Origin of the sequence: Duganella sp. Dugasp56, from assembly GCF_047304105.1 — a bacterium.
In the GTDB taxonomy this organism is placed as follows: Bacteria; Pseudomonadota; Gammaproteobacteria; order Burkholderiales; family Burkholderiaceae_D; genus Rugamonas; species Rugamonas hordei.
In genome coordinates this window covers 203,494-226,645 of record NZ_JBGLYQ010000003.1, presented here as the reverse complement: position 1 = coordinate 226,645, position 23,152 = coordinate 203,494, and the positions used below count along the sequence as shown (strand labels likewise).

The 23,152-nt window shown below is 63.4% G+C and carries 24 protein-coding genes; 6 read left to right on the top strand and 18 right to left on the bottom strand.

Going from position 1 to position 23,152, the window contains the following annotated elements; all coding sequences use genetic code 11:
• Positions 1–167 precede the first annotated feature (167 nt).
• The 3 genes from ribA to ACCD07_RS03140 are packed head-to-tail and all read left to right on the top strand — an operon-like array spanning position 168 to position 3,282.
• Complete coding sequence (gene ribA / locus ACCD07_RS03150) at positions 168–821, top strand: GTP cyclohydrolase II (protein ID WP_176651788.1); 654 nt, start codon at positions 168–170, stop codon at positions 819–821.
• Positions 822–841: 20 nt separating this feature from the next.
• On the top strand, positions 842–2,293 hold the full coding sequence (locus ACCD07_RS03145; RefSeq protein ID WP_413446474.1) for a S1 family peptidase: 1,452 nt from the start codon (positions 842–844) through the stop codon (positions 2,291–2,293).
• Positions 2,290–3,282 (top strand): FHA domain-containing protein, encoded by a 993-nt coding sequence (locus ACCD07_RS03140; RefSeq protein ID WP_176651790.1) that lies wholly within the window; start codon positions 2,290–2,292, stop codon positions 3,280–3,282. The genes ACCD07_RS03145 and ACCD07_RS03140 overlap by 4 nt, the downstream gene beginning before the upstream one ends.
• Before the next feature lie 90 nt (positions 3,283–3,372).
• Here ACCD07_RS03140 and ACCD07_RS03135 read toward each other — a convergent pair whose 3' ends face one another.
• The gene (locus ACCD07_RS03135) at positions 3,373–3,993 is read right to left on the bottom strand and encodes an FxDxF family PEP-CTERM protein (protein ID WP_413446473.1); all 621 of its coding nucleotides are present in this window, start codon (positions 3,991–3,993) and stop codon (positions 3,373–3,375) included.
• A 120-nt stretch (positions 3,994–4,113) separates the two neighbouring features.
• On the bottom strand, positions 4,114–4,716 hold the full coding sequence (locus ACCD07_RS03130) for a TetR/AcrR family transcriptional regulator (RefSeq protein ID WP_413446472.1): 603 nt from the start codon (positions 4,714–4,716) through the stop codon (positions 4,114–4,116).
• A 100-nt stretch (positions 4,717–4,816) separates the two neighbouring features.
• On the opposite strand from ACCD07_RS03130, the gene ACCD07_RS03125 reads away from it, so the two are divergent.
• A complete protein-coding gene (locus tag ACCD07_RS03125; protein WP_413446471.1) occupies positions 4,817–6,055 on the top strand; it encodes an MFS transporter in 1,239 nt (412 codons plus the stop codon).
• A gap of 15 nt (positions 6,056–6,070) precedes the next feature.
• Here ACCD07_RS03125 and ACCD07_RS03120 read toward each other — a convergent pair whose 3' ends face one another.
• Together ACCD07_RS03120 and ACCD07_RS03115 are read right to left on the bottom strand one after the other, a co-directional pair.
• On the bottom strand, positions 6,071–6,373 hold the full coding sequence (locus ACCD07_RS03120) for a hypothetical protein (protein ID WP_176651794.1): 303 nt from the start codon (positions 6,371–6,373) through the stop codon (positions 6,071–6,073).
• Positions 6,374–6,415: 42 nt separating this feature from the next.
• Positions 6,416–7,327: a LysR family transcriptional regulator gene (locus tag ACCD07_RS03115; protein WP_413446470.1), complete on the bottom strand. Its 912-nt coding sequence runs from the start codon at positions 7,325–7,327 to the stop codon at positions 6,416–6,418.
• A gap of 112 nt (positions 7,328–7,439) precedes the next feature.
• On the opposite strand from ACCD07_RS03115, the gene ACCD07_RS03110 reads away from it, so the two are divergent.
• The gene (locus ACCD07_RS03110; protein ID WP_413446469.1) at positions 7,440–8,309 is read left to right on the top strand and encodes an NmrA family NAD(P)-binding protein; all 870 of its coding nucleotides are present in this window, start codon (positions 7,440–7,442) and stop codon (positions 8,307–8,309) included.
• A complete protein-coding gene (locus tag ACCD07_RS03105; RefSeq protein ID WP_413446468.1) occupies positions 8,306–9,031 on the top strand; it encodes an SDR family oxidoreductase in 726 nt (241 codons plus the stop codon). The genes ACCD07_RS03110 and ACCD07_RS03105 overlap by 4 nt, the downstream gene beginning before the upstream one ends.
• A 41-nt stretch (positions 9,032–9,072) precedes the next feature.
• On the opposite strand, the gene ACCD07_RS03100 is transcribed toward ACCD07_RS03105, so the two are convergent.
• From ACCD07_RS03100 to nuoG, 14 genes are all read right to left on the bottom strand, one after another.
• A complete protein-coding gene (locus ACCD07_RS03100) occupies positions 9,073–10,191 on the bottom strand; it encodes a glycosyl hydrolase (RefSeq protein ID WP_413446467.1) in 1,119 nt (372 codons plus the stop codon).
• Positions 10,192–10,198: 7 nt separating this feature from the next.
• The gene (gene ispF, locus ACCD07_RS03095; protein ID WP_176651799.1) at positions 10,199–10,687 is read right to left on the bottom strand and encodes a 2-C-methyl-D-erythritol 2,4-cyclodiphosphate synthase; all 489 of its coding nucleotides are present in this window, start codon (positions 10,685–10,687) and stop codon (positions 10,199–10,201) included.
• Between the two features lie 5 nt (positions 10,688–10,692).
• Positions 10,693–11,415 carry a 2-C-methyl-D-erythritol 4-phosphate cytidylyltransferase gene (gene ispD, locus ACCD07_RS03090; RefSeq protein WP_413446466.1) on the bottom strand — a complete coding sequence of 241 codons (723 nt, stop codon included), beginning with the start codon at positions 11,413–11,415 and terminating at the stop codon, positions 10,693–10,695.
• 5 nt (positions 11,416–11,420) lie between these two features.
• On the bottom strand, positions 11,421–12,125 hold the full coding sequence (locus tag ACCD07_RS03085; protein WP_413446465.1) for a hypothetical protein: 705 nt from the start codon (positions 12,123–12,125) through the stop codon (positions 11,421–11,423).
• Complete coding sequence (locus ACCD07_RS03080; protein WP_353402918.1) at positions 12,125–12,679, bottom strand: NUDIX hydrolase; 555 nt, start codon at positions 12,677–12,679, stop codon at positions 12,125–12,127. Before ACCD07_RS03080 ends, ACCD07_RS03085 begins: the two co-directional genes overlap by 1 nt.
• 33 nt (positions 12,680–12,712) lie before the next feature.
• Positions 12,713–13,018 (bottom strand): DUF2818 family protein, encoded by a 306-nt coding sequence (locus tag ACCD07_RS03075; protein ID WP_176651802.1) that lies wholly within the window; start codon positions 13,016–13,018, stop codon positions 12,713–12,715.
• Positions 13,018–14,523: an NADH-quinone oxidoreductase subunit NuoN gene (nuoN, locus tag ACCD07_RS03070; protein ID WP_176651803.1), complete on the bottom strand. Its 1,506-nt coding sequence runs from the start codon at positions 14,521–14,523 to the stop codon at positions 13,018–13,020. The genes ACCD07_RS03075 and nuoN overlap by 1 nt, the downstream gene beginning before the upstream one ends.
• A 16-nt stretch (positions 14,524–14,539) precedes the next feature.
• Entirely contained in the window at positions 14,540–16,042 is a 1,503-nt protein-coding gene (locus tag ACCD07_RS03065) for an NADH-quinone oxidoreductase subunit M (protein ID WP_353402917.1), read from the bottom strand.
• Positions 16,043–16,073: 31 nt separating this feature from the next.
• A complete protein-coding gene (nuoL, locus tag ACCD07_RS03060; protein ID WP_176651805.1) occupies positions 16,074–18,167 on the bottom strand; it encodes an NADH-quinone oxidoreductase subunit L in 2,094 nt (697 codons plus the stop codon).
• A gap of 34 nt (positions 18,168–18,201) precedes the next feature.
• Positions 18,202–18,510, bottom strand: a complete 309-nt coding sequence (gene nuoK, locus ACCD07_RS03055; RefSeq protein ID WP_008450334.1) for an NADH-quinone oxidoreductase subunit NuoK — start codon at positions 18,508–18,510, stop codon at positions 18,202–18,204.
• Positions 18,507–19,145, bottom strand: a complete 639-nt coding sequence (locus tag ACCD07_RS03050) for an NADH-quinone oxidoreductase subunit J (protein WP_176651806.1) — start codon at positions 19,143–19,145, stop codon at positions 18,507–18,509. Before ACCD07_RS03050 ends, nuoK begins: the two co-directional genes overlap by 4 nt.
• Positions 19,146–19,242: 97 nt before the next feature.
• Complete coding sequence (gene nuoI / locus ACCD07_RS03045) at positions 19,243–19,731, bottom strand: NADH-quinone oxidoreductase subunit NuoI (protein WP_020702142.1); 489 nt, start codon at positions 19,729–19,731, stop codon at positions 19,243–19,245.
• A gap of 12 nt (positions 19,732–19,743) precedes the next feature.
• Positions 19,744–20,829 carry an NADH-quinone oxidoreductase subunit NuoH gene (gene nuoH / locus ACCD07_RS03040; RefSeq protein ID WP_176651807.1) on the bottom strand — a complete coding sequence of 362 codons (1,086 nt, stop codon included), beginning with the start codon at positions 20,827–20,829 and terminating at the stop codon, positions 19,744–19,746.
• Positions 20,829–23,150 (bottom strand): NADH-quinone oxidoreductase subunit NuoG, encoded by a 2,322-nt coding sequence (gene nuoG / locus ACCD07_RS03035; protein WP_413446464.1) that lies wholly within the window; start codon positions 23,148–23,150, stop codon positions 20,829–20,831. The genes nuoH and nuoG overlap by 1 nt, the downstream gene beginning before the upstream one ends.
• Positions 23,151–23,152: the final 2 nt, after the last annotated feature.

Genomic DNA, 23,152 nt, shown 5'->3' with positions numbered 1-23,152 from the left:
TTTGTGGTGTTTTCCCCCCCCCCCCCCCCCCCCCCCCCCCACACCCCCCACCCAAAAAAAAAAATATCCCCCTTTTTTTTTCCCCCCCCGGGGGGGGGGGGGGCGCCCCCCCCCCCCCCCCCCCCCCCTTTTTTACCTTGAATTTCAATACACTGAAGAGCATAGCTATGTCGCAGAGCGCAGAAACCCCGGCAAAAGACGAACTGGATTACATGACTTCCTGCGCCCTGCCGACCCCTTGGGCGCAGTTCCAGTTGCACGCTTTTGTCGAAAAGGCAACCGGCAAGGAACATCTGGCCATGGTGCTGGGCAATATCGGCGACGGCGAGCCGGTGCTGGCGCGCGTCCATTCGGAGTGCCTGACCGGCGACGTGCTGTTCTCGCAGCGCTGCGACTGCGGCGCCCAGCTCGAAGGCGCGCTGAAGAAGATCGCCGCCGAAGGCCGCGGCGTGCTGCTGTACCTGCGCCAGGAAGGCCGCGGCATCGGCCTGATCAACAAGATCCGCGCCTACCGCCTGCAGGAAGCCGGCGCCGACACGGTGCAGGCCAATGAACAGCTGGGCTTCAAGCCGGACCAGCGCACCTACGGCCTGGTCCAGCCGATGCTGGCCCAGTTCGGCGTAAAAAGCCTGCGCCTGATGACCAATAATCCGCGTAAGATCGATGCCATGACCAAACTGGGCATCGAGGTGGCCGAGCGGGTGCCGCTGCTGGTCAACCGCAATGCCTTCAACCAGCATTACCTGAACACCAAGGCCGCCAAGCTGGGCCACATGATGACGCCGCTGACGCCGGCTCCAGTGGAGGACGGCGCGCTGTAAGTGTTAAACACAAGGACTGCATGAAATTCACCGCGTTTGCGACTTCAGTTGCTACTTCAATTGTCCTGAGCGGGGCCTGCGCCGGCGCCTTGGCAGCCTCGACCGCCAATACTCCCCCCGCGCCACCCGCAGCGGCCGCCCCGGTTGCCGCCCGGCCCGCAGCCTCCGCCAGCGCCGGCAGCGCCGACGCCAATGCCGACACCGCCCCGCTGCCGCCGCCATCGAGCGCGGCGCAACACCTGTACGGCTCCGCCAAGAACGACATCCTGCAAGTGCGCTCGCTGCTGAAAAGCGGCCGCACGCAGTCGTCGGTCGGCTCCGGCTTCCTGATCGGCACCAGCAACCTGGTGGTGACCAACTACCACGTGGTGTCGCAGTTCGCGCTCGATCCCGACACCTACGTCGGCGAATGGGTGGACACCGGCGGCCAGCGCGGCAATGTGGAGCTGCTGGCGGTGGACGTGCTGCATGACCTGGCGGTGCTGCGGGTCAGCCGCAACGGCACCGGCTTCTTCAAGATTCCCGAGCAGCTGGCCAAGCTGACGCAGGGGCAGTACCTGTACTCGCTGGGCAATCCGCTGGACCTGGGCTTCGCCATTTCCGAAGGCGCCTACAACGGCGTGATCGCGCGCAGCTTCTACGACCAGCTGATGTTCACCGGCCCGATCAACTCCGGCATGAGCGGCGGCCCCAGCGTGACGGTCGACGGCGCGGTGGCCGGTGTCAATGTCTCCAAGCGCCTCGACGGCGAGCTGGTCAGCTTCCTGGTGCCGGCGCGGTATGCGCAGGCACTGCTCAAGCGCGTCGAGGACCAGAAAAAACCGCCGACCGATTTCACCGGCGTGGTGGCCGCGCAGCTGCTGACGCACCAGCGCGCGATGGTCGATCAGCTGCTGGCCAGCCCGCTGACCCTGAAGCCCATGGGGCCGTACCAGGTGCCGGTGCGCGAGTCCGAGCAGATGCGCTGCTGGGGCCGTTCCACGGTCAAGGCCGACAAGCCGTTCACGGTGGACGACGCCAGCTGCGCGATGGAATCGGCGATCTTCGTCAGCGGCTCGCTGCAGACCGGGCAGCTCAGCATCCGCCACCAGTACCTGCGCAGCACCAGCCTGGACAAGGCGCGCTTCGCGCAACTGGCCAGCTCGTCGTTCAAGAACGAACATTTCGGCAACAACAAGGACACCCGCCTGACCGGCCCGCAGTGCACCGAGGACTTCGTCAAGAGCAAGAACCTGCCGCTGCGCGCCGTGCTGTGCGTGCGCGCCTACCGCAAGTTCGCCGGCCTGTACGATTTCGCGCTGCTGACCGCCACCACCGACCAGGGCTTGATGAGCCTGCAAAGCCGGCTCGACGCGCGCGGCGTGTCGTATGAAAACGGCCTGCGGCTGTCGCGGGTGTTCCTCGATTCGCTGTCGCTGGCGCCGAAGAAAACCGCGGCAGTGGCCAAACCGGCCAAGGGAGGCGCGCAATGAAGGCCCCCTACTTCATCGAGATCCTGGCCCGCAACGGCGACGTGCTGCACCGTCACAAGATAGCCGGGCTGCCGATCCGCCTGGGCCGCAGCTACGACAACGACGTCATCCTTGACGACCACCACAGCGCCGCCAGCCACGCCATCGTCGACGCCGACGAGCAAGGCCAGCTGGTGCTGCGCGACCTCGGCAGCAAGAACGGCACCTACCTCAAGGGCAAGCGCCAGACCAGCGTGGTGCTGGGCGGCGACAGCGTGGTGCGCCTCGGCCACACGCGCCTGCGGGTGCGCGCGGCCGACTTTCCCGTTCCCGCCGAAGTGGCGGACACCACCATGCACGGCTGGGAAGGCGCGGTGCCGGCCACCATCGGCCTGGTGCTGATCGCCGTGTTCTCCTGCATGGAAACATGGCTGTCCGACGTCGAGCCGTTCGCGCTGATCCGCTACCTGCTGGTGCTGGCCTCCAGCCTCGCGGCCGGCTTGCTGTGGAGCGGCGTGTGGGCGCTGGCCAACCGGCTGTTCGGCAGCCACGCACGCATGGGACGGCATTTGTTCATCCTCGGCTGCGGCCTGGCGGTGGTGGGCATCTGGCGCGCCGGCAGCATCATCATGGCCTACGCCTGGTCGGCCGAAGTGCTGACGCGCTACGGCAACCTGGCCACGCTGGCCATCGTCTGCGGCATGCTGTTCTTCCACCTGATCACCATCAAGCCGCACCATCCGCGCCGCTTCGCCGTGACCGGCCTGGTGATGCTGCTGGCCGGCGCAGGCCTGATGCTGATGGCCAACCTGCAAGGCACGGGCCGCGCTTCGGACGAACTGTACATGTCGGTGCTGCTGCCGCCGGAAGTGCGGCGCAGCGAAGACCGCAGCATCGACCAGTTCATGGCCGACGCCGCCAAGCTGAAGTCCGGCGCCGACGCCGCCCGCGCCCGCGCGGTCAAGGACGGCACGCCGGAGATTGACGACGACGACGACGGTTCCGACTGAATCGGCAGGCGTTAAAAAACCCCCATCAGCCAGAACGCGCTCAAGATCGCGCTCCGGCTGATGGGGGTTTTTTATATGCGGGAAGACTGCTTACGCAGCTTTCTTGGCCTTGCGGCGGGTCATGAAGCCGACCATGCCCAGGCCGGCCAGCAGCATGGCGTAGGTTTCAGGCTCAGGTACCGCCGCGGTCAGCGAGACGTTGTCCAGCACTGCGCCGGAATAGTTGTCGCCGCCAACGCTGCTGAAGGTCAGCAATTGCGAGCCGGCTACGCTGCCGGTGGTGAAGTTGAAGCTGTAGTTGGTGGTGAGGCTGGTGCCTTCGTAGCTGTGATGGCCGCCGTTCACAAACACGTCCAGGCCCGCGCCATGCGAGTTTGGATTGCGGTTCAGGTCGAACGACAGCGTGTAGGTGGTGTTCGCGGCAAAGCTGAACGATTGCGACAGCGAACCTGGACCCGGAGTGCCCAGCATGTCGATGCTGTTGCCGCTGATCGAGTTGTAGCTGTTGTTGATGATGTCGACCGAATTGCCGCCGACGGTCCAGTCGGCGATCGTGCCCTGGCCAGCGCCGACCACCAGGTAGTCGTTGGCGTGGACGTTGCTGACGGTTTCAAAGTCGCCGTTGAGGATGATGTTTCCGGAAGCCGAAGCGGCGCCAGACGCGAACATTGCTGCAATGGTTGCTGCCTGGATCAGTTTGGTCATTTTCATGGGTGTGCTTTCGGAAAAAAGGAGACAACGGCGCCTCAATAACGCCATTCTACCTATCAATTCCTAAAACACAACATAAATTTCACTATGGACATGTATTGTGTCGGAGTGACAACAACCCTACATAGGCCAGCCGCGCAACACCTGGTCCACCACTTCCTGCAATTGCTTGCGGCTGGCACCCGCCGCCGCCTGCACCGCCATGCCGTTGGATACCGTCATCACATAGCGCGCCATCTGGCCGGAGCAACTGTCGGTGGGCAGGTCGCCCTCGGCCTTGGCGCGTTCGAAGCGGTCGCGCAGACGCGCCTCATTGACGGCGCGGCGTTCGATCAGCGAATTGCGGATCGGCAGCGCGTCGTCGCTGCAGGCTAACGCGCCGTTGATCACCAGGCAGCCATGCGGATTTTCGGACTCGGTCTGCGCGTCGGCATTGCCGCGCAGGAAATGCTCGACCACCGCGCGCGCCGTCGGCCGCTCCAGCGCCGCGTTGAACAGCGGATCGTGGGTGGCGCTGTAGCGCTCCAGCGCCATGCGGAACAGGTTTTCCTTGTTGCCGAAGACGGCGTACAGGCTGGGCCGGTTCATGCCCATCGCCTCGGTCAGTTCCGGCAGCGAGGAACCCTCGTAACCCTTCTCCCAGAACACCTTCATGGCCTTGTCCAGCGCCGTGTCGGCGTCGAATGTACGTGGACGGCCGGTCTTGCGTGCGGATTCTTTCATACCGATCGGTTAAAAATTCGTTGACATAGTTCGTTCATGCGGTCATTATGAACCGATCAGTAAAAAACTCAAGTGTTTTTACCGCCTCCAAGGACTACTCATGCAAACCAACAACATTCAAACCGTCCTGCGGGACGAACTTCCCATCCCCGATCGCGCGCCCACCCGGGCCGCCTGGCTGGCCGTGCTGTCGGTCGCCGTCGGCTCGTTCGCGCTGGTGACGACGGAATTCCTGCCGGTCGGTCTGCTGCCGTCCATCGCGGCCGAATTGGGCGTCACCGAAGGCATCGCCGGCATGATGGTGACCATCCCCGGCCTGGTGGCCGCCTTCGCCGCCATCCTGGTGACCATCGGCGTCGGCAAGACCGACCGCCGCTACGTCATCTGGGGCCTGACCGCGACGCTGATCGCCTCCAACCTGATCGTCGCGCTGTCGCACTCGTTCCCGCTGGTGCTGGCCGGCCGCGCCCTGCTGGGCATAGGCGTCGGCGGCTTCTGGGCCATCGGCGGCGCGCTGGGCAACCGGCTGGTGCCGGAAGGGCATGCGGCGCGGGCCACCTCGATCATCTTTGCCGGCATTTCGCTGGGCACCGTGGCCGGGGTGCCGGCCGGCGCCATGATCGGTGAACTGGTCGGCTGGCGCATGGCCTTCTTCGCCGCCAGCGCCGTCGCCACGCTGGTGCTGCTGGCGCAGATGTGGCTGCTGCCACGCCTGCCGACGGCGACGTCGCTGACCTTCGGCCAGCTGCCTGCGCTGCTGCGCGTGAAGAAAGCGCGCCTGGGCATGCTGGTCACGCTGCTGATCTTCATCGGCCAGTTCGCCGCCTACACCTACGTGACACCGTTCCTGAGCCAGGTCGCCGGCCTGGGTGCCAAGACCATCAGCGCGCTGTTGCTGATCTATGGCGCGGCCGGTTTTGTCGGCAACCTGGTCGGCGGCTGGGCCGTCGCCAGGAGCGTGAGGAAGTCGCTGATCGCCACCGGCGTCATCATGGGCCTGTCGGCCGCCGCGATGCCGCTGTTCGGCGCCACCGCGGCGGGCGCCACGGTGCTGATCATCATTTGGGGCCTGGCCTTCGGCCTGATGCCGATCTCGGTGCAGACCTGGATGTTCAAGGCCGCGCCGGATGCGATGGAAAGCGGCGGCGCGGTGTTCGTCGCCACCGCGCAGATCTCGCTGGCCAGCGGCGCGCTGGTGGGCGGCGTGTCGGTGGACTATCTGGGCGTATCGAGCGCGATGGTGGTCGGCGGCCTGTTCGCTTTGGCGATGGCGGCGGTCATCGCGCTGCGGGCCAAGGAAGACGACAAGGCGCAGGGCAAGCTGCACGCCGTTCATTGACCGGATACGTGCCCATCAAATTCGTCCGCGTTTGAACTCAGCCAGGAAGGCCTTGGTCTCCCTGGCTGACAGCACCTTGATGTCGTCGCCGTGCCAGGCGTAGAGATACGGTGTGCCGCCCAGGCGGTCGGTCAGCTTGGCGTCCAGCAGGAAGCAGGTGCCCAGCGGGTACAAGGACGTATCGCTCATCTTGCGCGAACACTGCACCGCCAGCTCCGGCGAAAACGCCTGCCCCGGCACCGGATGGATTTCCACTCCGCTCCCACGCTGCACCGAATGCACCGCCACCTGCCGGTATGCGTAGATATCACGCGCCATCGCTCATCCCTTGCCGTCAAAAGCGCCATGTTAGCAGATCGCTTATGGCTGGTTTATCACTCCCGCAACGAACTCCAGGAAGGCCTGCGTCTTCGCCGGCGGATGGTGGCGCGACGGATAATAGGCGTACATCGGAAAGCGTTCGTCCGACCATGCGCTCAACACCGGCGTCAATGCGCCGGAACGCAGCAGCGGCTCTACCGCGAGATCGATCACCTGCGCCAGGCCGTAACCGGCCAGCAGCACGCTTTCCATGGTGGCGGCGTCGTTCAGCGTCAACTGGCCGCGCGGCGTGACGATCGTGGTCTTGCCGCCGCGATGAAACTCCCACTCGTACGGCCCGCCGGTCGCCGGATCGCGGAAATGGATGCACACATGCTCTTCGCCCTCCAGGTCGGAGGGCTTCTTCGGCACGCCGTGGCGGCGCAAGTACGCCGGCGTGGCGACCGTCAGCACGCGCGTGTCCATCAGCTTGCGGGCGATCAGCGATGATGACTGCGGATGGCCGAAGCGTATCGCCAGGTCGAAGCCGTCGCCGACCATGTCGCCCAGATGGTCGCGCGATACCAGGTCGAGATCCAGCTCCGGGTGCCGCTTCAGGAAGCCGCCCAGCTTGGGGCCCACCAGCAAGCGTCCCAGCAACGGCTCGATATTGACGCGCAATCGTCCACGCACCGTGACGGCGCCCTCGCCCGCCGAGGCCACGGCCTCCTCCAGCCCCGCCAGCAACGGCCCGATCTGCGCGTAGAAGCGGCGGCCTTCGTCCGTCAGCGACACCTTGCGCGTGGTGCGGTCGAACAGCCGGATATTGAGTCGCGCCTCCAGCTTGGCGATGGCGCGGCTGACGCCCGACTGCGACATGTCCAGCACTTCGCCGGCACGCACGAAGCTGCCGGTGTCCACGATCGCCGCCAGCACGCGCATGCCGTTCACCACCCGTTCGTCGAATGCCATGATGTATGCCAATTAGTCATTAATGATATGAGTTCCATGCTATCGGAGTATCAGTCGTTTTGCATCAAAATTCTTGCATGCGGACTTTCCGCCTTCATTCAAGGAGATCATCATGTATGCAATTACCGGTATCACTGGTCAGGTAGGTTCGGAACTGGGCAAGCTGCTGCTGGAGGCCGGCCTGCCGGTTCGCGCGGTGGTGCGCGACGCAGCCAAGGGCGCCGCATGGTCGGCACGCGGCGCGCAGGTGGCGCTGGCCGAGATGAGCGATGCGGATGCGCTGGCCAAGGCCTTCGCCGGCGCCGAAGCCGTGTTCGTACTGCTGCCGCCGACCTTCGACCCGACCGACGGCTTCCCCGAAGCCCTTGCGCAGATCAATGCGCTGCACAAGGCACTGTCGGTGGCGAAACCGTCGCGCGTGGTGGCGCTGTCGACCGTCGGAGCCCAGGCGACGCAGCCCAACCTGCTGAATCAACTTGGCCAGATGGAGCGTCAGCTGCGCACGCTGGACATGCCTGTTACCTTCCTGCGCGCTGCGTGGTTCATGGAGAACAGCGTGTGGGACGTGGCGGCGGCGCGCGCGAGCGGCACCATCCCGAGCTTCCTGCAGCCGCTGGACCGCGCGGTGCCGATGATCGCCTGCCGGGACATTTCCACCGTGGCGGCTGAGCTGCTGCAGCAGACCTGGAGCGGCGTGCGCGTGGTGGAACTGGAAGCTGCAGCGCGCGTCAGCCCGAACGATATCGCCGCCTCGTTCAGCCGCCTGCTGGGCAAGGACGTGAGCGCGGCCGCGGTGCCGCGCGATACGTGGGCCGACCTGTTCGCGTCGCACGGCATGAAGAATCCAACGCCACGCATCCAGATGCTGAACGGCTTCAACGAAGGCTGGATCGAGTTTGAAGGCGGCCGCGAAGGTTCGCGCAAAGGATCGGTGACGCTGGACCAGGCCATCGCCGCATTGCTCGAGCGGGTGCCGGCATGAGCGGCCGCCTTCTCGGCCAGCGCGTGATCGTGCTCGGCGCTTCGTCCGGCATCGGGTTGGCGGTGGCGCGCGAGGCCTTGCGCGAGGATGCCGAGGTGCTGGTCGTCTCCAGCCAGATGTCGCGGGTGGAGAAGGCGCTGGACTACCTGGGCAGCAAGGCGCAAGGCTGCGCGCTTGATCTGCTGGATGAACGGGCGGTCGAGCGCTTCTTCGGCACCGCCGGTGAATTCGATCACCTGGTTTATACGGCGGGCGATACGCTGAAGATCGGCGCGCTGTCCGAGGCCAACCTGGGCTCGTCGCGGTCGGCGTTCGACGTGCGCTACTGGGGTGCGCTGTCGGCGGCGAAGCATGGGGCGCGGCATATCCGGCCGGGCGGCTCGATCACCTTCACGACTGGCGTCGCGGCGGCGCGTCCGCAAACCGGATGGACGCTGGTGGCGAGCGTGTGCGGCGCGGTCGAGGCGCTGACCCGCGCACTGGCGGTGGAGCTGGCGCCGCTGCGGGTCAACGCCGTGTCGCCGGGATTGATCGCGACGAACCTGTGGCAGGGCATGACGCAGGCGCAGCGCGGGCAGATGTTCGACGACGCCAGCGACGAACTGCTGGTGGGCCGCGTAGGCTCGGCCGAAGACGTCGCCGCCGCCTACCTGTTCCTGATGACCAGCGGCTTCGCCACCGGCCAGACCCACATCGTCGACGGCGGCGCACTGTTGATCTAGTCGAGAGACGGCAACCGCCGGGCTGGGGGAACAAGCCGGCGTCAGAATTTCGGCAGCCGCTCCAGGGTGATCACGTTCGGATGGTGGTAGACCTTGTTCTTGTGCGCCTTGGTGTTGTAGTACTCGCCGGTCCAGAAGTTGTTCGGACCGGTGACACCGGGCGCGCTGTCGCCATCGTTCCAGACCATGAACCACAGCCACCAGGCGCCATCCTCAGCGATCCGGTCCGGATCGGGGATGTAGCTGTTTTCGCTCAGCGCGATCGGCTTGCGGTCCGCCGTGATGCGCTGCGCCTGCCGGTAGGTGGCGATTTGCGAGCGGTAATTCTGCTTGTCGGTGTCGTCGTAGATGTCATAGCCGGTGATGTCCACCACGTCGTCGCCCGGATACCACGCCTGGTTCTGGCCGTTCCAGACCCAGATCAGGTTATGGAGGCCGTGCAGGTTCACCAGCCGGTCGTACATGTGGCGCCACAACTGGATGTAGGCCTGGGCCTGCGACGCGCCGTCGCTGCGCGCGCGGCCCCACCAGAACCAGCCATCGCCGTTGTTACCCGAGGCCTCGTGCAGCGGACGCCATAGCACAGTGACGCCCGCATCGGACAGTTTCTTCAGCTCGGCCGCGACCAGATCGATGCCGTCATCGATCTGACGGTAGGCCGGGCTGTTGCGGTCCAGCGCACCGTTGGCCATCGGGATCGTGAAAGCGGTGGATCTGGAGGCATCGCTGTCATGGGCATAGAACTGGGCCTGGTTCACCTGGGCCGTCTTCAGCAGGGCGGGATCGCGCCAGTGCCAGGCGAATGCCACCAGGCCGCCCCGGTTGGCAAAGGCGATCGCCTCCTCGGTCTGGTGCTGCCCGCTGGTTCCGCTGGCGGTCATCCCATAGTTCATGAAATCGTAGCCCATCAGTGCTGGATATTTTCCGGTGTCGGCGTGAACTCGTTCAGCCATGTCGACCGAGTCCTTCCAGGTCAGGTCCTGTTGTCCCGCAATGACGCTCTTGCCCCAGATGCCGCACAGGTAGGCGTAGATGGTCCGGGTTTTCTGATTGGCTCCGGCATCCACCGGCGCGCCGCAGGGCGGCTTGGCGTTGGCGCAGAGCGGCAGCGCCAGCGTGGCGGCCAGCGCAAGCAGTCGTAGTCGGCGTGCAGAAAGCATCCTTGTCTTACGAAGAAATCAGCAAGGCGATGGATTCGGCGGCGATGCCCTCTTCCCTGCCCAAATAGCCCAACTTCTCGTTGGTCTTGGCCTTGATGTTGACCTGGCCGACGGCTACGCCCAGATCTTCGGCGATGTTGGCGCACATGGCGGCGATGTGCGGCGCCATCTTCGGCCGCTGCGCGATGATCGTGGCGTCGATGTTGCCGATGCTGTAGCCGGTGGCGACCACGCGGCGCGCCGCTTCCTTCAGCAGCGTGCGCGAGTCGGCACCCTTGAATTGCGGATCGGTGTCCGGAAAGTGCTTGCCGATGTCGCCCAGCGCGGCGGCGCCCAGGATGGCATCGGTGATCGCGTGCAGCAGCACGTCGGCGTCCGAGTGCCCCAGCAGGCCGACATGGTGCGGGATGTCGACGCCGCCGATGATCAGCTTGCGGCCTTCAACCAGCGCGTGGCAATCGTAGCCCTGGCCGATGCGGAATGGAAGTTTGGTCATAGTGTTTATCCTTGTTCACCTGCCGCCAGGTACATCTCCGCGATGCGGATGTCGGCCGGCAGCGTTACTTTCAAATTTCGTGGATGGCCTTCGATCAGGCGCGGCGACAGGCCGAGCATCTCGACGGCGCTGGCGTCGTCGGTGATGGCGTTGGCGTCCGGCGCGCTGCCGAGGGCCCGCAGCAACAGCTCGTAGCTGAACATCTGCGGCGTTTGCGCCAGCCACATGCCGTCGCGCGGGATGGTGACGCCGGAACGTGCCTCGCCAGCCGCGGCAACGCGCTTCACGGTATCGACCACCGGCAGCGCCAGCAACCCGCCGGCGGCATCGTCGCCCACGCCGTGTATCAGTTTGGCGATCAGCGGCGGCGTCAGCCCGGGACGCGCGGCGTCGTGCACCATGATCATGTCGTGATCGGCCACCACGCCATGCAGTGCGCGCAAGGCATTCAGCACCGTGTCCATGCGGGTGGCGCCGCCGCAGCGCAGTACCGTCACGCCTTCCAGGTCCGGCGGCAGCACGGCGTCGATCTGGCCGTCGGCGGCGCTGACCACCACGTAGGTGTGGGCGACCAGGTCGCTGGCGCGGAACGCATCGACCGCGTGGCGCAGCATCGGCTTGCCGCCGACCGTCAGGTATTGTTTGGGCCCGTCCGCCGCCATGCGCGCGCCGACACCGGCGGCTGGCAGCAATGCAAAGTAGCGGAGAGTAGTGGTCGATGCAGTCATAGTCTTCAGTTATTTTTCCGGCGCTTCAGCAGGATGTCGGCGATCTCGCCGTCGCAGGTCTTGCCGAGGCGCGCATATTCTTCCGGCGTATCGATCGCATCCTGCTTCGCCTTGCCTTTTTCAAATTCGTCGCGGATGAAGGGGAACCAGGTGCCGTTGACCTCGTGTTCCAGCGCCGACATCGCGGTGCCGGACGGCGCATACAGCGGCTTGCCTTCAAAGCGTTTGTTCAATGCCTCGCGTACCACCTTTTCGACCCGCGCCAGGTTTTCCATGTATGCCTGCAAATGCCGCTGCTCGTGCTCCAGGATCGCCTTGTACGAGCAGGTGCCCGGCGCGAACTCGCTACCGACATAGATCAGCACCGGCGAGTAATTCAGCTTGACGTCCACCTGCGGCGCGATGCACTCGTAGCCGCTCGCAGGGTCCTGCAATATCGGGCCGCCCAAGCTTGCGGAGTACTGGCCTCTTGTCACCGTCAGCCCCAGGGTCGCCATCCTGTTGTCCATGTTGCCAGCCTTCGCGGTGATCGCGCGGTACGGCAGTTGGTTGTTGATGGTGTAGCCGTTCTGCTTCGAGGACAGCACGGAAACTGTCTTCGCGATCGTATCCTCGCAACGGACCTGGAATGGCGTGCGCTCCGCCGCCCATGCCATGCCGCAGCTGGCCAGCAGGCCAGTGCAGATGACGATGGCGGCGCGCGGCATCATTACAGCTTCCAGTCGCCCGAGCGCAGCTTGTCGAGCCAGAAGATGCCGATGACGGTCTTGACGTCGGTGATCGTCCCTTCGCGTACGCCTTGCAGCAGTTCGTCGATGGTGGTGGTGTAAATTTCGAGGAACTCGCCGTCGTCCAGCTTTTGCGGGCCGGCTCTGAGGCCGCGCGCCAGGTACAGGTCCAGATGCTCGTCCGAATAAGCGATGGCGTTGTGGATACGGGTGACGAATTGCCATTCGCCGGCGGTATAGCCGGTTTCCTCTTCCAGTTCGCGCTGCGCGCTGTGCAGCGGATCCTCGCCGGCATCGATTTTCCCAGCCGGGAATTCGATGAAGACCTGATGCAGCGGATAGCGGTATTGGCGCTCCATCAGCACGGTGCCGTCGTCGAGCAGTGGCAGGATCACAACTGCGCCGGGATGCAGCACGTATTCGCGTGCGGTGCGCTTGCCGTCGGGGAGCGCTATCGTGTCGCGCTGGACTTTGAGGAAGTGGCCGTCGTAGACCAATTCGCCGTCGATGCGGGTTTCTGTCAAATGTTCGTCCATAGCTGCTCCACGTCGTTGAAGAACGATAGTGTATCAGCCGTGGCGCTTGCGCAGGTAGCGAACGATGAATCCCGGGAATCCGAGAACGATGAAGAGGCAGGCGGAGATTGCGTAGAACTCCCACGTCTGCGGGAAGCGGTTGCCGATCTGGCCTTCGAGTCCGAAGCCGATGGCGCCAACGACAAAGTACAGCACCGCCATTTCCAGCAGTCGCACGATCAGCGGCTTGCGCGGCCATTTGGTGGCCAGCAGCGCGAATACCTTGTCATTGAAAAAAGGCAGGTTGGCGGCCGCGATTGCAACCGCGATCACCAACCAGCTTGCGACGGAAACATCCATCAGGTGTTCAGCGTCAGCGTCATGGCCTTCAGGCAGGCCGCCAGCAGCGGGCCTGGCAGAAGACCCAGCAGCACGATGGCGACGCCGTTCAGGCTCAGGGCGAAGCTCATGTCGGCCTTCATGACGATAGGCGAATTATCCGCCGGCTCGTCGAACCACATCATCTTGACGACGCGCAGGTAGTAGAACGCGCCGATCAGCGAGAACATCACCGCGACCACGGTCAGCCAGATCTGGCCGGTGCCCAGCACGGCGGTCAGCACCGAGAACTTGGCGGCAAAGCCCATCATCGGCGGCACGCCGGCCAGCGAGAACATCAGCAGCGACATCACCAGCGCGAACCAGCCGTTACGCTTGCTCAGGCCCTTGAAGTCGGACAGTTCTTCCGCTTCGAAGCCGGAACGCGCCAGCAGCATGATCAGGCCGAAGCTGCCCAGCGTGGTCATCACGTAGGTGAGCGTGTAGTACATCGCGGCGCTGTAGGCAGCGGCGGCGCCGGTGCGGTCGGTGGTGCCCGCGACGCCGGCCAGCAGGCCAAGCAGCACGAAGCCCATTTGCGCGATGGTCGAGTAGGCCAGCATGCGCTTCAGGTTGGTCTGCGCGATCGCGGTCACGTTGCCGATAACCAGCGACATCACAGCCAGCACCATCAGCATCTGCTGCCAATCCACCGCCAGCGGCAGCAGGCCTTCCACCAGCAGGCGGATGCAGATGGCGAAGGTGGCGATCTTCGGCGCGCCGCCCAGCAGCAGCGTCACTGCCGTTGGCGAACCTTGATAGACGTCCGGTACCCACATGTGGAACGGTACGGCGCCCAGCTTGAACGCCAGGCCGGCGACCAGGAACACGATGCCGAACACCAGGATGGTCGGCTTGATGGTGCCGGCGGCGACGGCGGCCGATACCTTGGCGATGTCCAGCGTGCCGGTCGCGCCGTACAGCATCGAGATACCGTACAACAGGAAACCGGAAGCCAGCGCGCCCAGGATGAAGTACTTCATCGCGGCTTCGGTGGCCTTGTGGTTGTCGCGGCGGATCGCCACCAGCGCGTACAGCGACAGCGACATCAGCTCGACGCCCAGATAGATCGACAGGAAGTTCGAACCCGAGATCATGACCATCTGGCCCAGCATGGCGAACAGCGCCAGCACGTAGAACTCGCCGCCCAGGTTACCGCTCAACATGCCGCGGTCTTCGGCGTACTGGCGCGAATACACCAGCGTCAGGCCGACGGCCAGGTAGGTGAACAGCTTGAGCAGGTTCGCCATCGGATCGGAGACGAACATGCCGTTGAAGGTGTAGACCGTGGTGCCGGCGGTGTAGTCGTGGTAGCTCAGCGCGCCGCAGATCAGCAGCGTCACCAGCGACAGCACGTAGGTCACCGAGCGCTTACCCTGCGACAGGAACATATCGATCAACAGGATCGCACAGGCGCCGATCAGCAGAGCGATTTCTGCGTACAGCGGCACCATGTCGATAACCGCTTGTGGAAGTGGAGTAGTCATTTATGTGTTTCCGTTTTCAGTAAGGCAGCTTGCTGTGTGCAACGTGAGCCAGCAGGTCTGCAACCGAGGTTTGCATCGTGTCGGTGAATGGCGCTGGGTACAGGCCCATGTACAGCACGGCGACAGCCAGAATGCCCAGCATCAGGAATTCGCGGCCGTTGATGTCGACCAGTTCAGCCACATGGTGGTTGGCGACCTTGCCGAAGATGACGCGCTTGGCCATCCACAGCGAGTAGGCTGCGCCCAGGATCAGCGCGGTCGCGGCCAGCAGGCCAATCCAGAAGTTGTACTGCGTGGCGCCCAGGATCACCATGAACTCGCCGACGAAGCCGGAGGTCGCAGGCAGGCCGCAGTTAGCCATCGAGAAGAAGATGAACAGCGCGGCAAACTTCGGCATCTTGTTGACGACGCCACCGTAGTCGGCGATCTGGCGCGAGTGCGCCTGGTCGTACAGCACGCCGATGCACAGGAACATCGCGCCGGAAATGAAACCGTGCGAGATCATTTGTGCGATGGCGCCCTGCACGCCGATGTTATTGAAGATGAAGAAGCCCAGCGTGACGAAGCCCATGTGGGCGATCGACGAGTAGGCGACCAGCTTTTTCATGTCCTTCTGTACCAGCGCGACCAGGCCGACATAGATCACGGCGATCAGCGACAGGGTGATGACGAACGGCGCCATGTAGTGCGACGCATCGGGAACGATAGGCAGCGAGAAACGCAGGAAACCGTAGGCGCCCAGCTTCAGCATGATCGCGGCCAGCACGGCCGAACCGCCGGTAGGCGCTTCGACGTGGACGTCCGGCAGCCAGGTGTGGACCGGGAACATCGGCACTTTAACGGCGAAGGCCATGAAGAAGGCGATGAAGATGAAGATCTGCTCTTTCATCGTCAGGGCGATCTTGTGCCACATCAGGATGTCGAAGCTGCCGCCCGATACCTTGTACAGGTAGATGATGGCGATCAGCGTCAGCAGCGAGCCGAAGAAGGTGTAGAGGAAGAACTTGAACGACGCGTACACGCGGTTCTCGCCGCCCCAGATACCGATGATGATGTACATCGGGATCAGCGTGGCTTCGAAGAAGAAGTAGAACAGCAGGCCGTCCATGGCGCAGAACACGCCGATCATCAGGCCGGACAGGATCAGGAACGCGCCCATGTACTGCGCCACGCGCTTCTGGATCACCTGCCAGGCCGAGATCACGACGATCACGGTGATGAACGCCGTCAGCGGCACGAACCACAGCGACAGGCCGTCGATGCCCAGCGAGTAGTAGATGTTGAAGCGCTCGATCCACGGCGACTTCTCGACGAACTGCATGCCGTGGGCCGCGTTGTTGAAGTGGACGATCAGCGGCAGCGTGGCGGCGAAGCTGACGATGGAAGCGATCAGCGATCCAACGCGGACCAGGCCCGCATTGGAGTCGCGGCCCAGGGCCAGCACGATCAGACCGAATATGATCGGGAGCCAGATCGCCAGGCTCAGGAACGGAGGATAAGTTGTAATTGACTGCATCATGGTTATCGTTATCTCTATGCGTATCAGCTAATTAAGCGTGCCAAAACGGCAGGAAGTAGACCAGGAACCCCAGAATGCCGAGGATCATGACGAACGCGTAGTGGTAGATATAACCAGTCTGCGCCAAACGGGTCAGCGTCGAGAACCAGCCCACCAGCCTGGCGCTGCCGTTCACCACAAAGCCGTCGATCAGGGTCTTGTCGCCGATGTTCCACAGGCCGTTGCCCAGCAGGCGTGCGCCGCCGGCGAACACCACCTCGTTGAACTTGTCCATGTAGTACTTGTTGTCCAGCAGCGTGTGCAGGAACTTGAACTTCTCGTAGAACCAGGCCGGTACGCGAGGATTGATCATGTAGCAGTAGTACGCGGTGGCGACGCCGGAGATCGCCAGCCACAGCGGCAGCGACGTCAGCGAGTGCATCGCCATGGCCATCGGGCCGTGGTATTCCTCTTTCAGCAGTTCCATCGCCTTGTGGTTTTCGCCGAAGGCGATCACGCCGGTGAAGAAGTCGCCGAACAGCATGGGACCGATGGTCAGGTAGCCGATGATGACCGAAGGGATGGCCAGCATCGCCAGCGGGAACCAGACCACGAATGGCGATTCATGCGGCTTCTGGCCAGGCTCCAGGCCGTGATGGCCGTGGTCGTCCTCTTCCTCGTGATGCGCGTCGGAGTCGTGAGCGTGGTCGTCGTGCGCGCCGTGGGCGGCAGCCGGAGCATGATGATCGTCATGCGCGTGGGCCTTGCCGAAACGCTCTTCGCCATGGAACACCAGGAAGTACATGCGGAACGAGTAGAACGCGGTCACGAACACGCCTGCCAGCACGGCGAAGTTGGCGAAGCCAGCGCCCCAGATGTGGGTCTCGGCGACGGCTTCGATGATCGAATCCTTCGAGTAGAAGCCGGAGAAGAACGGGGTGCCGATCAGCGCCAGGGAACCCAGCAAGGAAGTGATCCAGGTGATCGGCATGTACTTGCGCAGGCCGCCCATGTTGCGGATGTCCTGGTCGTGGTGCATGCCGATGATGACCGAGCCGGCGCCGAGGAACAGCAGCGCCTTGAAGAATGCGTGGGTCATCAGGTGGAACACGGCCACCGAGTAAGCGGACGAACCCAGCGCCACGGTCATGTAGCCCAGCTGCGACAAGGTCGAGTAAGCGACCACGCGCTTGATGTCGTTCTGGATGATGCCCAGGAAGCCCATGAACAGCGCGGTGATCGAGCCGATGACCAGGATGAAGGACAGCGCGGTGTCCGACAGTTCGAACAGCGGCGACATGCGGGTCACCATGAAGATACCCGCGGTAACCATGGTCGCGGCGTGGATCAGTGCAGAGATCGGGGTCGGGCCTTCCATCGAGTCGGGCAGCCAGACGTGCAGCGGGAACTGCGCCGACTTGCCCATCGCGCCGATGAACAGGCAGATGCAGGCGACGGTCAGCAGCGCCCAGTCGGTGCCCGGCAGGTGCAGCGCAGCCAGCGCTTCCTTCTTGGCGAAGACTTCCTGGTAGTCCATCGAACCGGCGTAGGCCAGCAGCAGGCCGATACCCAGGATGAAGCCGAAGTCGCCGACGCGGTTGACCAGGAACGCCTTCATGTTGGCCACGATCGCCGTTGGGCGGGTGTACCAGAAGCCGATCAGCAGGTACGACACCAGGCCCACCGCTTCCCAGCCGAAGAACAGCTGCAGGAAGTTGTTGGCCATGACCAGCATCAGCATCGAGAAGGTGAACAGCGAGATGTAGGCGAAGAAGCGGTTGTAGCCTTCATCTTCCGCCATGTAGCCGATGGTGTAGATGTGCACCATCAGCGACACGAAGGTCACCACGCACATCATCATCGCCGACAGCGCGTCGATCTGGAAGCCGACCTGCAGCTTCAGCCCGGCCACGGTCATCCAGTTGTAGACGGTGCCGTTGTAGCTGGCGCCGTTGACGACATCGTTCAGCGTCATCGCCGACAGGATGAACGCCACCAGCACGCCCAGGATGGTCGCCGTGTGCGAGGTCTTGCGACCTACCACGTTGCCGAAGAATTTAGTTCCTAACAAGCCCGCAATCGCGGCGCCGGCCAGCGGCGCCAAGGGTACGGCTAGCAGGAGATTAGGGTTAAGAGTAACCGCCATGATGAACCTTAATCGTTATTATTCGAGTGAGAACTTAGCCCTTGAGGCTATCCAGGTCTTCCACATTGATGGTGTCCAGGTTACGGAACATCACCACCAGAATCGCGAGGCCGATTGCCGATTCAGCAGCCGCCACGGTCAGGATGAAGAAAACGAAGATCTGCCCGGCCGCGTCGCCCAGGTAATGCGAGAACGCGATGAAGTTCATGTTCACCGCCAGCAGCATCAGTTCGATGGCCATCAGCAGGACAATGATGTTCTTGCGGTTCAGGAAAATACCGACGATCGAGATCGCGAACAATATCGCGCCGAGAACGAGGTAGTGAGCGAGCGATAAAGTCATGGTGCCTCCTTAACTTCTGCCGAACCAGCAGCATTCTGGCCGCGTGTGGTCACCGGATCGATCTTGATGATCTTCAGGCGGTCGTTGCGCTTGACGCGTACCGCGTCGGCTGGGTCGAAATGTTTGGTGTCCTTGCGCTTGCGCAGGGTCAGCGCCACGGCGGCGATGATCGCCACCAGCAGGATCACCCCGGCGATTTCAAAGCCGTAGATGTATTTGGTGTAGATCAGGATGCCCAGTTCCTTGGTGCCGCCGATGTTGCCGGTGTTGGGCACCTGCTGGTCGAACGACAGGAAGGAGCGCCACAGCACGGCGGCCATTTCCAGCACGATGATCACGCCGACGAAGGAAGCGACCGGCAGGTAGCCCCAGAAGCCTTCGCGCATCTTGTCCGTGTCGATGTCGAGCATCATGACCACGAACAGGAACAGCACCATGACGGCGCCGACGTAGACCAGCACCAGCACGATGGCCAGGAACTCGGCCTCGAGCAGCATCCAGATGCCGGCAGCCGAGAAGAATGCCAGCACCAGGAACAGCGCGGCGTGCACCGGATTGCGGGCCGTGATAACGCGCGTCGCAGCCAATATCATGATGGCTGAGAAGGCGTAGAACAAAGCAGTTTTAAATTCCATAACTAACCCAAGAGACGTACATTATTGATCGACACGCTATTGATATGCGGCGTGCCTTGGCCTCGCCTTGGCGAGGTTAAGGACCAGCCGCATGTCATCAGCGGTAAGGAGCGTCCGCTGCGCGGGCTGCGGCGATCTCGTTTTCATAGCGATCGCCTACGGCCAGCAGCATCTCTTTCGTGTAGTACAGATCGCCGCGTTTCTCGCCGTGGTATTCCAGCACGTGCGTCTCGACGATCGAGTCGACCGGGCAGGACTCTTCGCAGAAGCCGCAGAAGATGCACTTGGTCAGATCGATGTCGTAACGCGTGGTGCGGCGCGAGCCGTCGTCGCGCTGCTCGGATTCGATGGTGATCGCCATCGCAGGGCACACCGCTTCGCACAGTTTGCAGGCGATGCAGCGCTCTTCGCCGTTGGGATAACGGCGCAGCGCGTGCAGTCCGCGGAAGCGCGGCGACATCGGCGTCTTCTCTTCCGGGTACTGCACGGTGATTTTGCGCGAGAACATGTACTTGCCCGTCAGCGCCATCCCTTTGATCAATTCGGTCAGCATGAAGCTGCCGATGAAGTCTTTTAAACGTTCCATTTTTTCCAGTCCTTACTTCCAGATATTCCAGGATGTCTGCATCCAGCCGGCCACGAACACCAGGTACACCAGCGTCAGAGGGATAAACACTTTCCAGCCCAGACGCATGATCTGGTCGTAACGGTAGCGTGGGAAAGTACCGCGCACCCAGATGAAGACGGACACCAGGAAGAACGCCTTGGCGAACAACCAGAAGAAGCCGCCGAAACCGCCCCAGAATTCGAGGAAGGCAAACGGTGCGGACCAGCCGCCCAGGAACATGATCGAACCCAGGGTCGCGATCAGGATCATGTTGGCGTATTCGGCCAGCATGAACATGGCGTAGGCCATGCCCGAGTATTCGACCATGTGGCCGGCGACGATCTCGGACTCGCCCTCGACCACGTCGAACGGGTGACGGTTACATTCGGCCAGGCCCGAGGTCAGGTAGACCACGAACAGCGGCAGCAGCGGCAGCCAGTTCCACGACAGGAAGTTCAGGCCGTGCTCGACGAACATGCCCTTCTGCTGGCCGGCGACGATGTCGCCGAAGTTCAGCGAACCGGACACCATCAGCACGACCACCAGCACGAAGCCCATCGGAATTTCGTAGGAGATCATCTGCGCCGAGGCGCGCATCGCGCCCATGAACGAGTACTTCGAGTTCGAGGCCCAGCCGGCGATGATGATGCCGTAGACTTCCATCGAGGTGATCGCCATCAGCAGCAGCAGGCCGGCGTTGACGTTGGCCAGCACGGCTTCGGCGCCGAACGGCACCACCGCCCATGCGGCCAGCGCCGGCATGATGGTCATGATAGGACCGATGACGAACAGGCCGCGGTTGGCCTTGGCCGGGGTGATGATTTCCTTGAACAGCAGTTTCAGCGCATCGGCGATCGGCTGCAGCAGGCCCATGGGGCCGACGCGGTTAGGGCCGACGCGGATCTGGATCCAGCCGATGAACTTACGTTCCCACAGCGTCAGATAGGCGACCAGGCCCATCAGCGGCAGCAGCACGACGATGACGCGGATCAGCGCCCAGATCAGCGGCCAGGCCGGAGCCAGCACGCTGTTTGCGCCCATGGCGTTAATGGTAGTGACGAATTCAGGCAGAGCCATTATTTACCCTCCCCTGCTTTTTCAACGGTGATGGAACCGAACATGCCGCCCAGTGCGGCGGTCGACGCGTGAGCGGCGGCCACGCGGACTGCGTTGGCTGGCAGTTTGGCGTCGACAGCGGCGACCAGGATCGCGCTGCCGGAACCTTGCGTTACCTTGACGGTGTCGCCGGCGGCGACGCCCAGCTGCTGCGCCAGCGCGGACGACAGGTGCGCTTTCGGCGCAGCCGCATCGGCCATCTTCTGCAGCGACTCGGCGCGGCGCACCACGGCGTCGGCGAAGTAGATAGGCACGTCGGCGATACGTTCGGTACCGGTCGAAGCGGCGGAGGCAGCAACGACAGCTTGCCTGGTGATGTTGTTCAGCTTGGCCGACAAATCGGTCACGCCGGCGCCCAGCACTTCGTCGCGGATCGCTTCGGAAGTGTCGTAGTCGAAACCGGACAGGCCGAGGATGTTGCCCAGCACGCGCAGCACTTTCCACGCAGGGCGGGTTTCCAGCAGCGGCTTGACGGTGCCGTTGAAGCTTTGCGCGCGGCCTTCGCAGTTGACGAAGGTGCCCGACGTTTCGCTGAACGGCGAAACCGGCAGCAGCACGTCGGCGTAGTCCATGCCGTGCTTGTAGGCCGACATGACGACGACCATCTCGGCGTGCTTCAGCGCGGCGGCGGCGGCTTGCGGGTTGTGTGCATCCAGCTCTGGCTCGGCGTTCAGCAGCACGTAGGCTTGCTTCTGCTCGGAGAACGCAGGCACCTTGGCGCCGTTGGCGTTGACGATGTAGGCGCCGACGGTGTTGGCGGCTTCGGTCAGGTAGCCCAGCTTGGCGCCGGTCTGTTCGGCGATCCATTGTGCGGCGGCGTGCAGCGCGGCGGCTTGCGGGTGCTGCGTCGCCGCGTTACCCAGGAAGACACCCTTGTTTTCGCCGGAGATCAGCGAAGCGGCAATCGCGTTGGCTGCGTCGGAAGCGGTGACGCCTTCGAAGCCGGCTGGAGCCGAAACTTCCTTGGCCTTGGCCACGGCCACCACCACTTGCGACAGCGCCGACAGCCACTCCGAAGGAGCGACGATCATCTTGTTGGCGACGTTCATCAGCAGGTCGTCGTCGGTCGCGTGCAGGATCGACAGCTTGGCGCCGCCCTTCACCGCCGTGCGCAGGCGGGTGGCCAGCAGCGGATGATCCTTGCGCAGGAACGAGCCGATGACGAAGGCGCGGTTCAGCTGGCCGAACTCGGCGATCGACATGCCCAGCCAAGGGGTGACGTCGCTCAGCGAGAAGTCGCTGTGGCGCAGGCGCGTGTCCACGCTGTCCGAGCCCATGGCGCGGGTCAGCTTTTGCAGCAGGTGCAGTTCTTCCAGCGTCGAATGCGGCGTGGCCACAGCGGCCAGCGCGTTGGCGCCGTGTTCGTGCTTGATGTTCTTCAGGCCGTGCGCCACGTATTCCAGCGCGGTTTGCCAGTCGACTTCCTTCCACTCGCCGCCCTGCTTCAGCATCGGCTGGGTCAGGCGGTCGGCGGCGTCCAGGCCTTCGTACGAGAAGCGGTCCTTGTCGGAAATCCAGCACTCGTTGACGGCGTCGTTTTCCAGCGGCAGCACGCGCTTGACCTTGCCGCCCTTGACCTGAACGATCAGGTTGGCGCCCAGGCCGTCGTGCGGCGAGACCGATTTGCGGCGCGACAGTTCCCAGGTGCGGGCGCTGTAGCGGAAAGGCTTAGACGTCAGCGCGCCGACCGGGCACAGGTCGATCATGTTGCCGGACATTTCCGAGTTGACGGTCTGGCCGACAAACGCGGTGATTTCCGAGTGTTCGCCGCGGCCGATCATGCCCAGCTCCATGACGCCGGCCACTTCCTGGCCGAAACGCACGCAACGGGTGCACTGGATGCAGCGCGCCATCTCCTGCATGGAGACCAGCGGGCCGGCATCTTTCGGCACGACGACGCGCTTGTCTTCTTCGTAGCGCGATTCGCCCTTGCCGTAGCCGACCGCCAGATCCTGCAACTGGCACTCGCCGCCCTGATCGCAGATCGGGCAGTCCAGCGGGTGGTTAATCAGCAGGAATTCCATCACGGACTTCTGAGCCTGCACGGCCTTGTCCGAAGCGGAGCGCACAATCATGCCTGCCGAAACCGGCGTTGCGCATGCTGGCAAAGGCTTGGGGGCCTTTTCCACTTCGACGAGGCACATACGGCAGTTCGCGGCGATCGACAATTTCTTGTGATAGCAGAAGTGCGGAATGTAGGTTCCCAATTTGTTGGCGGCGTCCATCACCATGCTACCAGCAGGGACTTCGACTTTTTTGCCGTCTATTTCGATTTCAACCATGG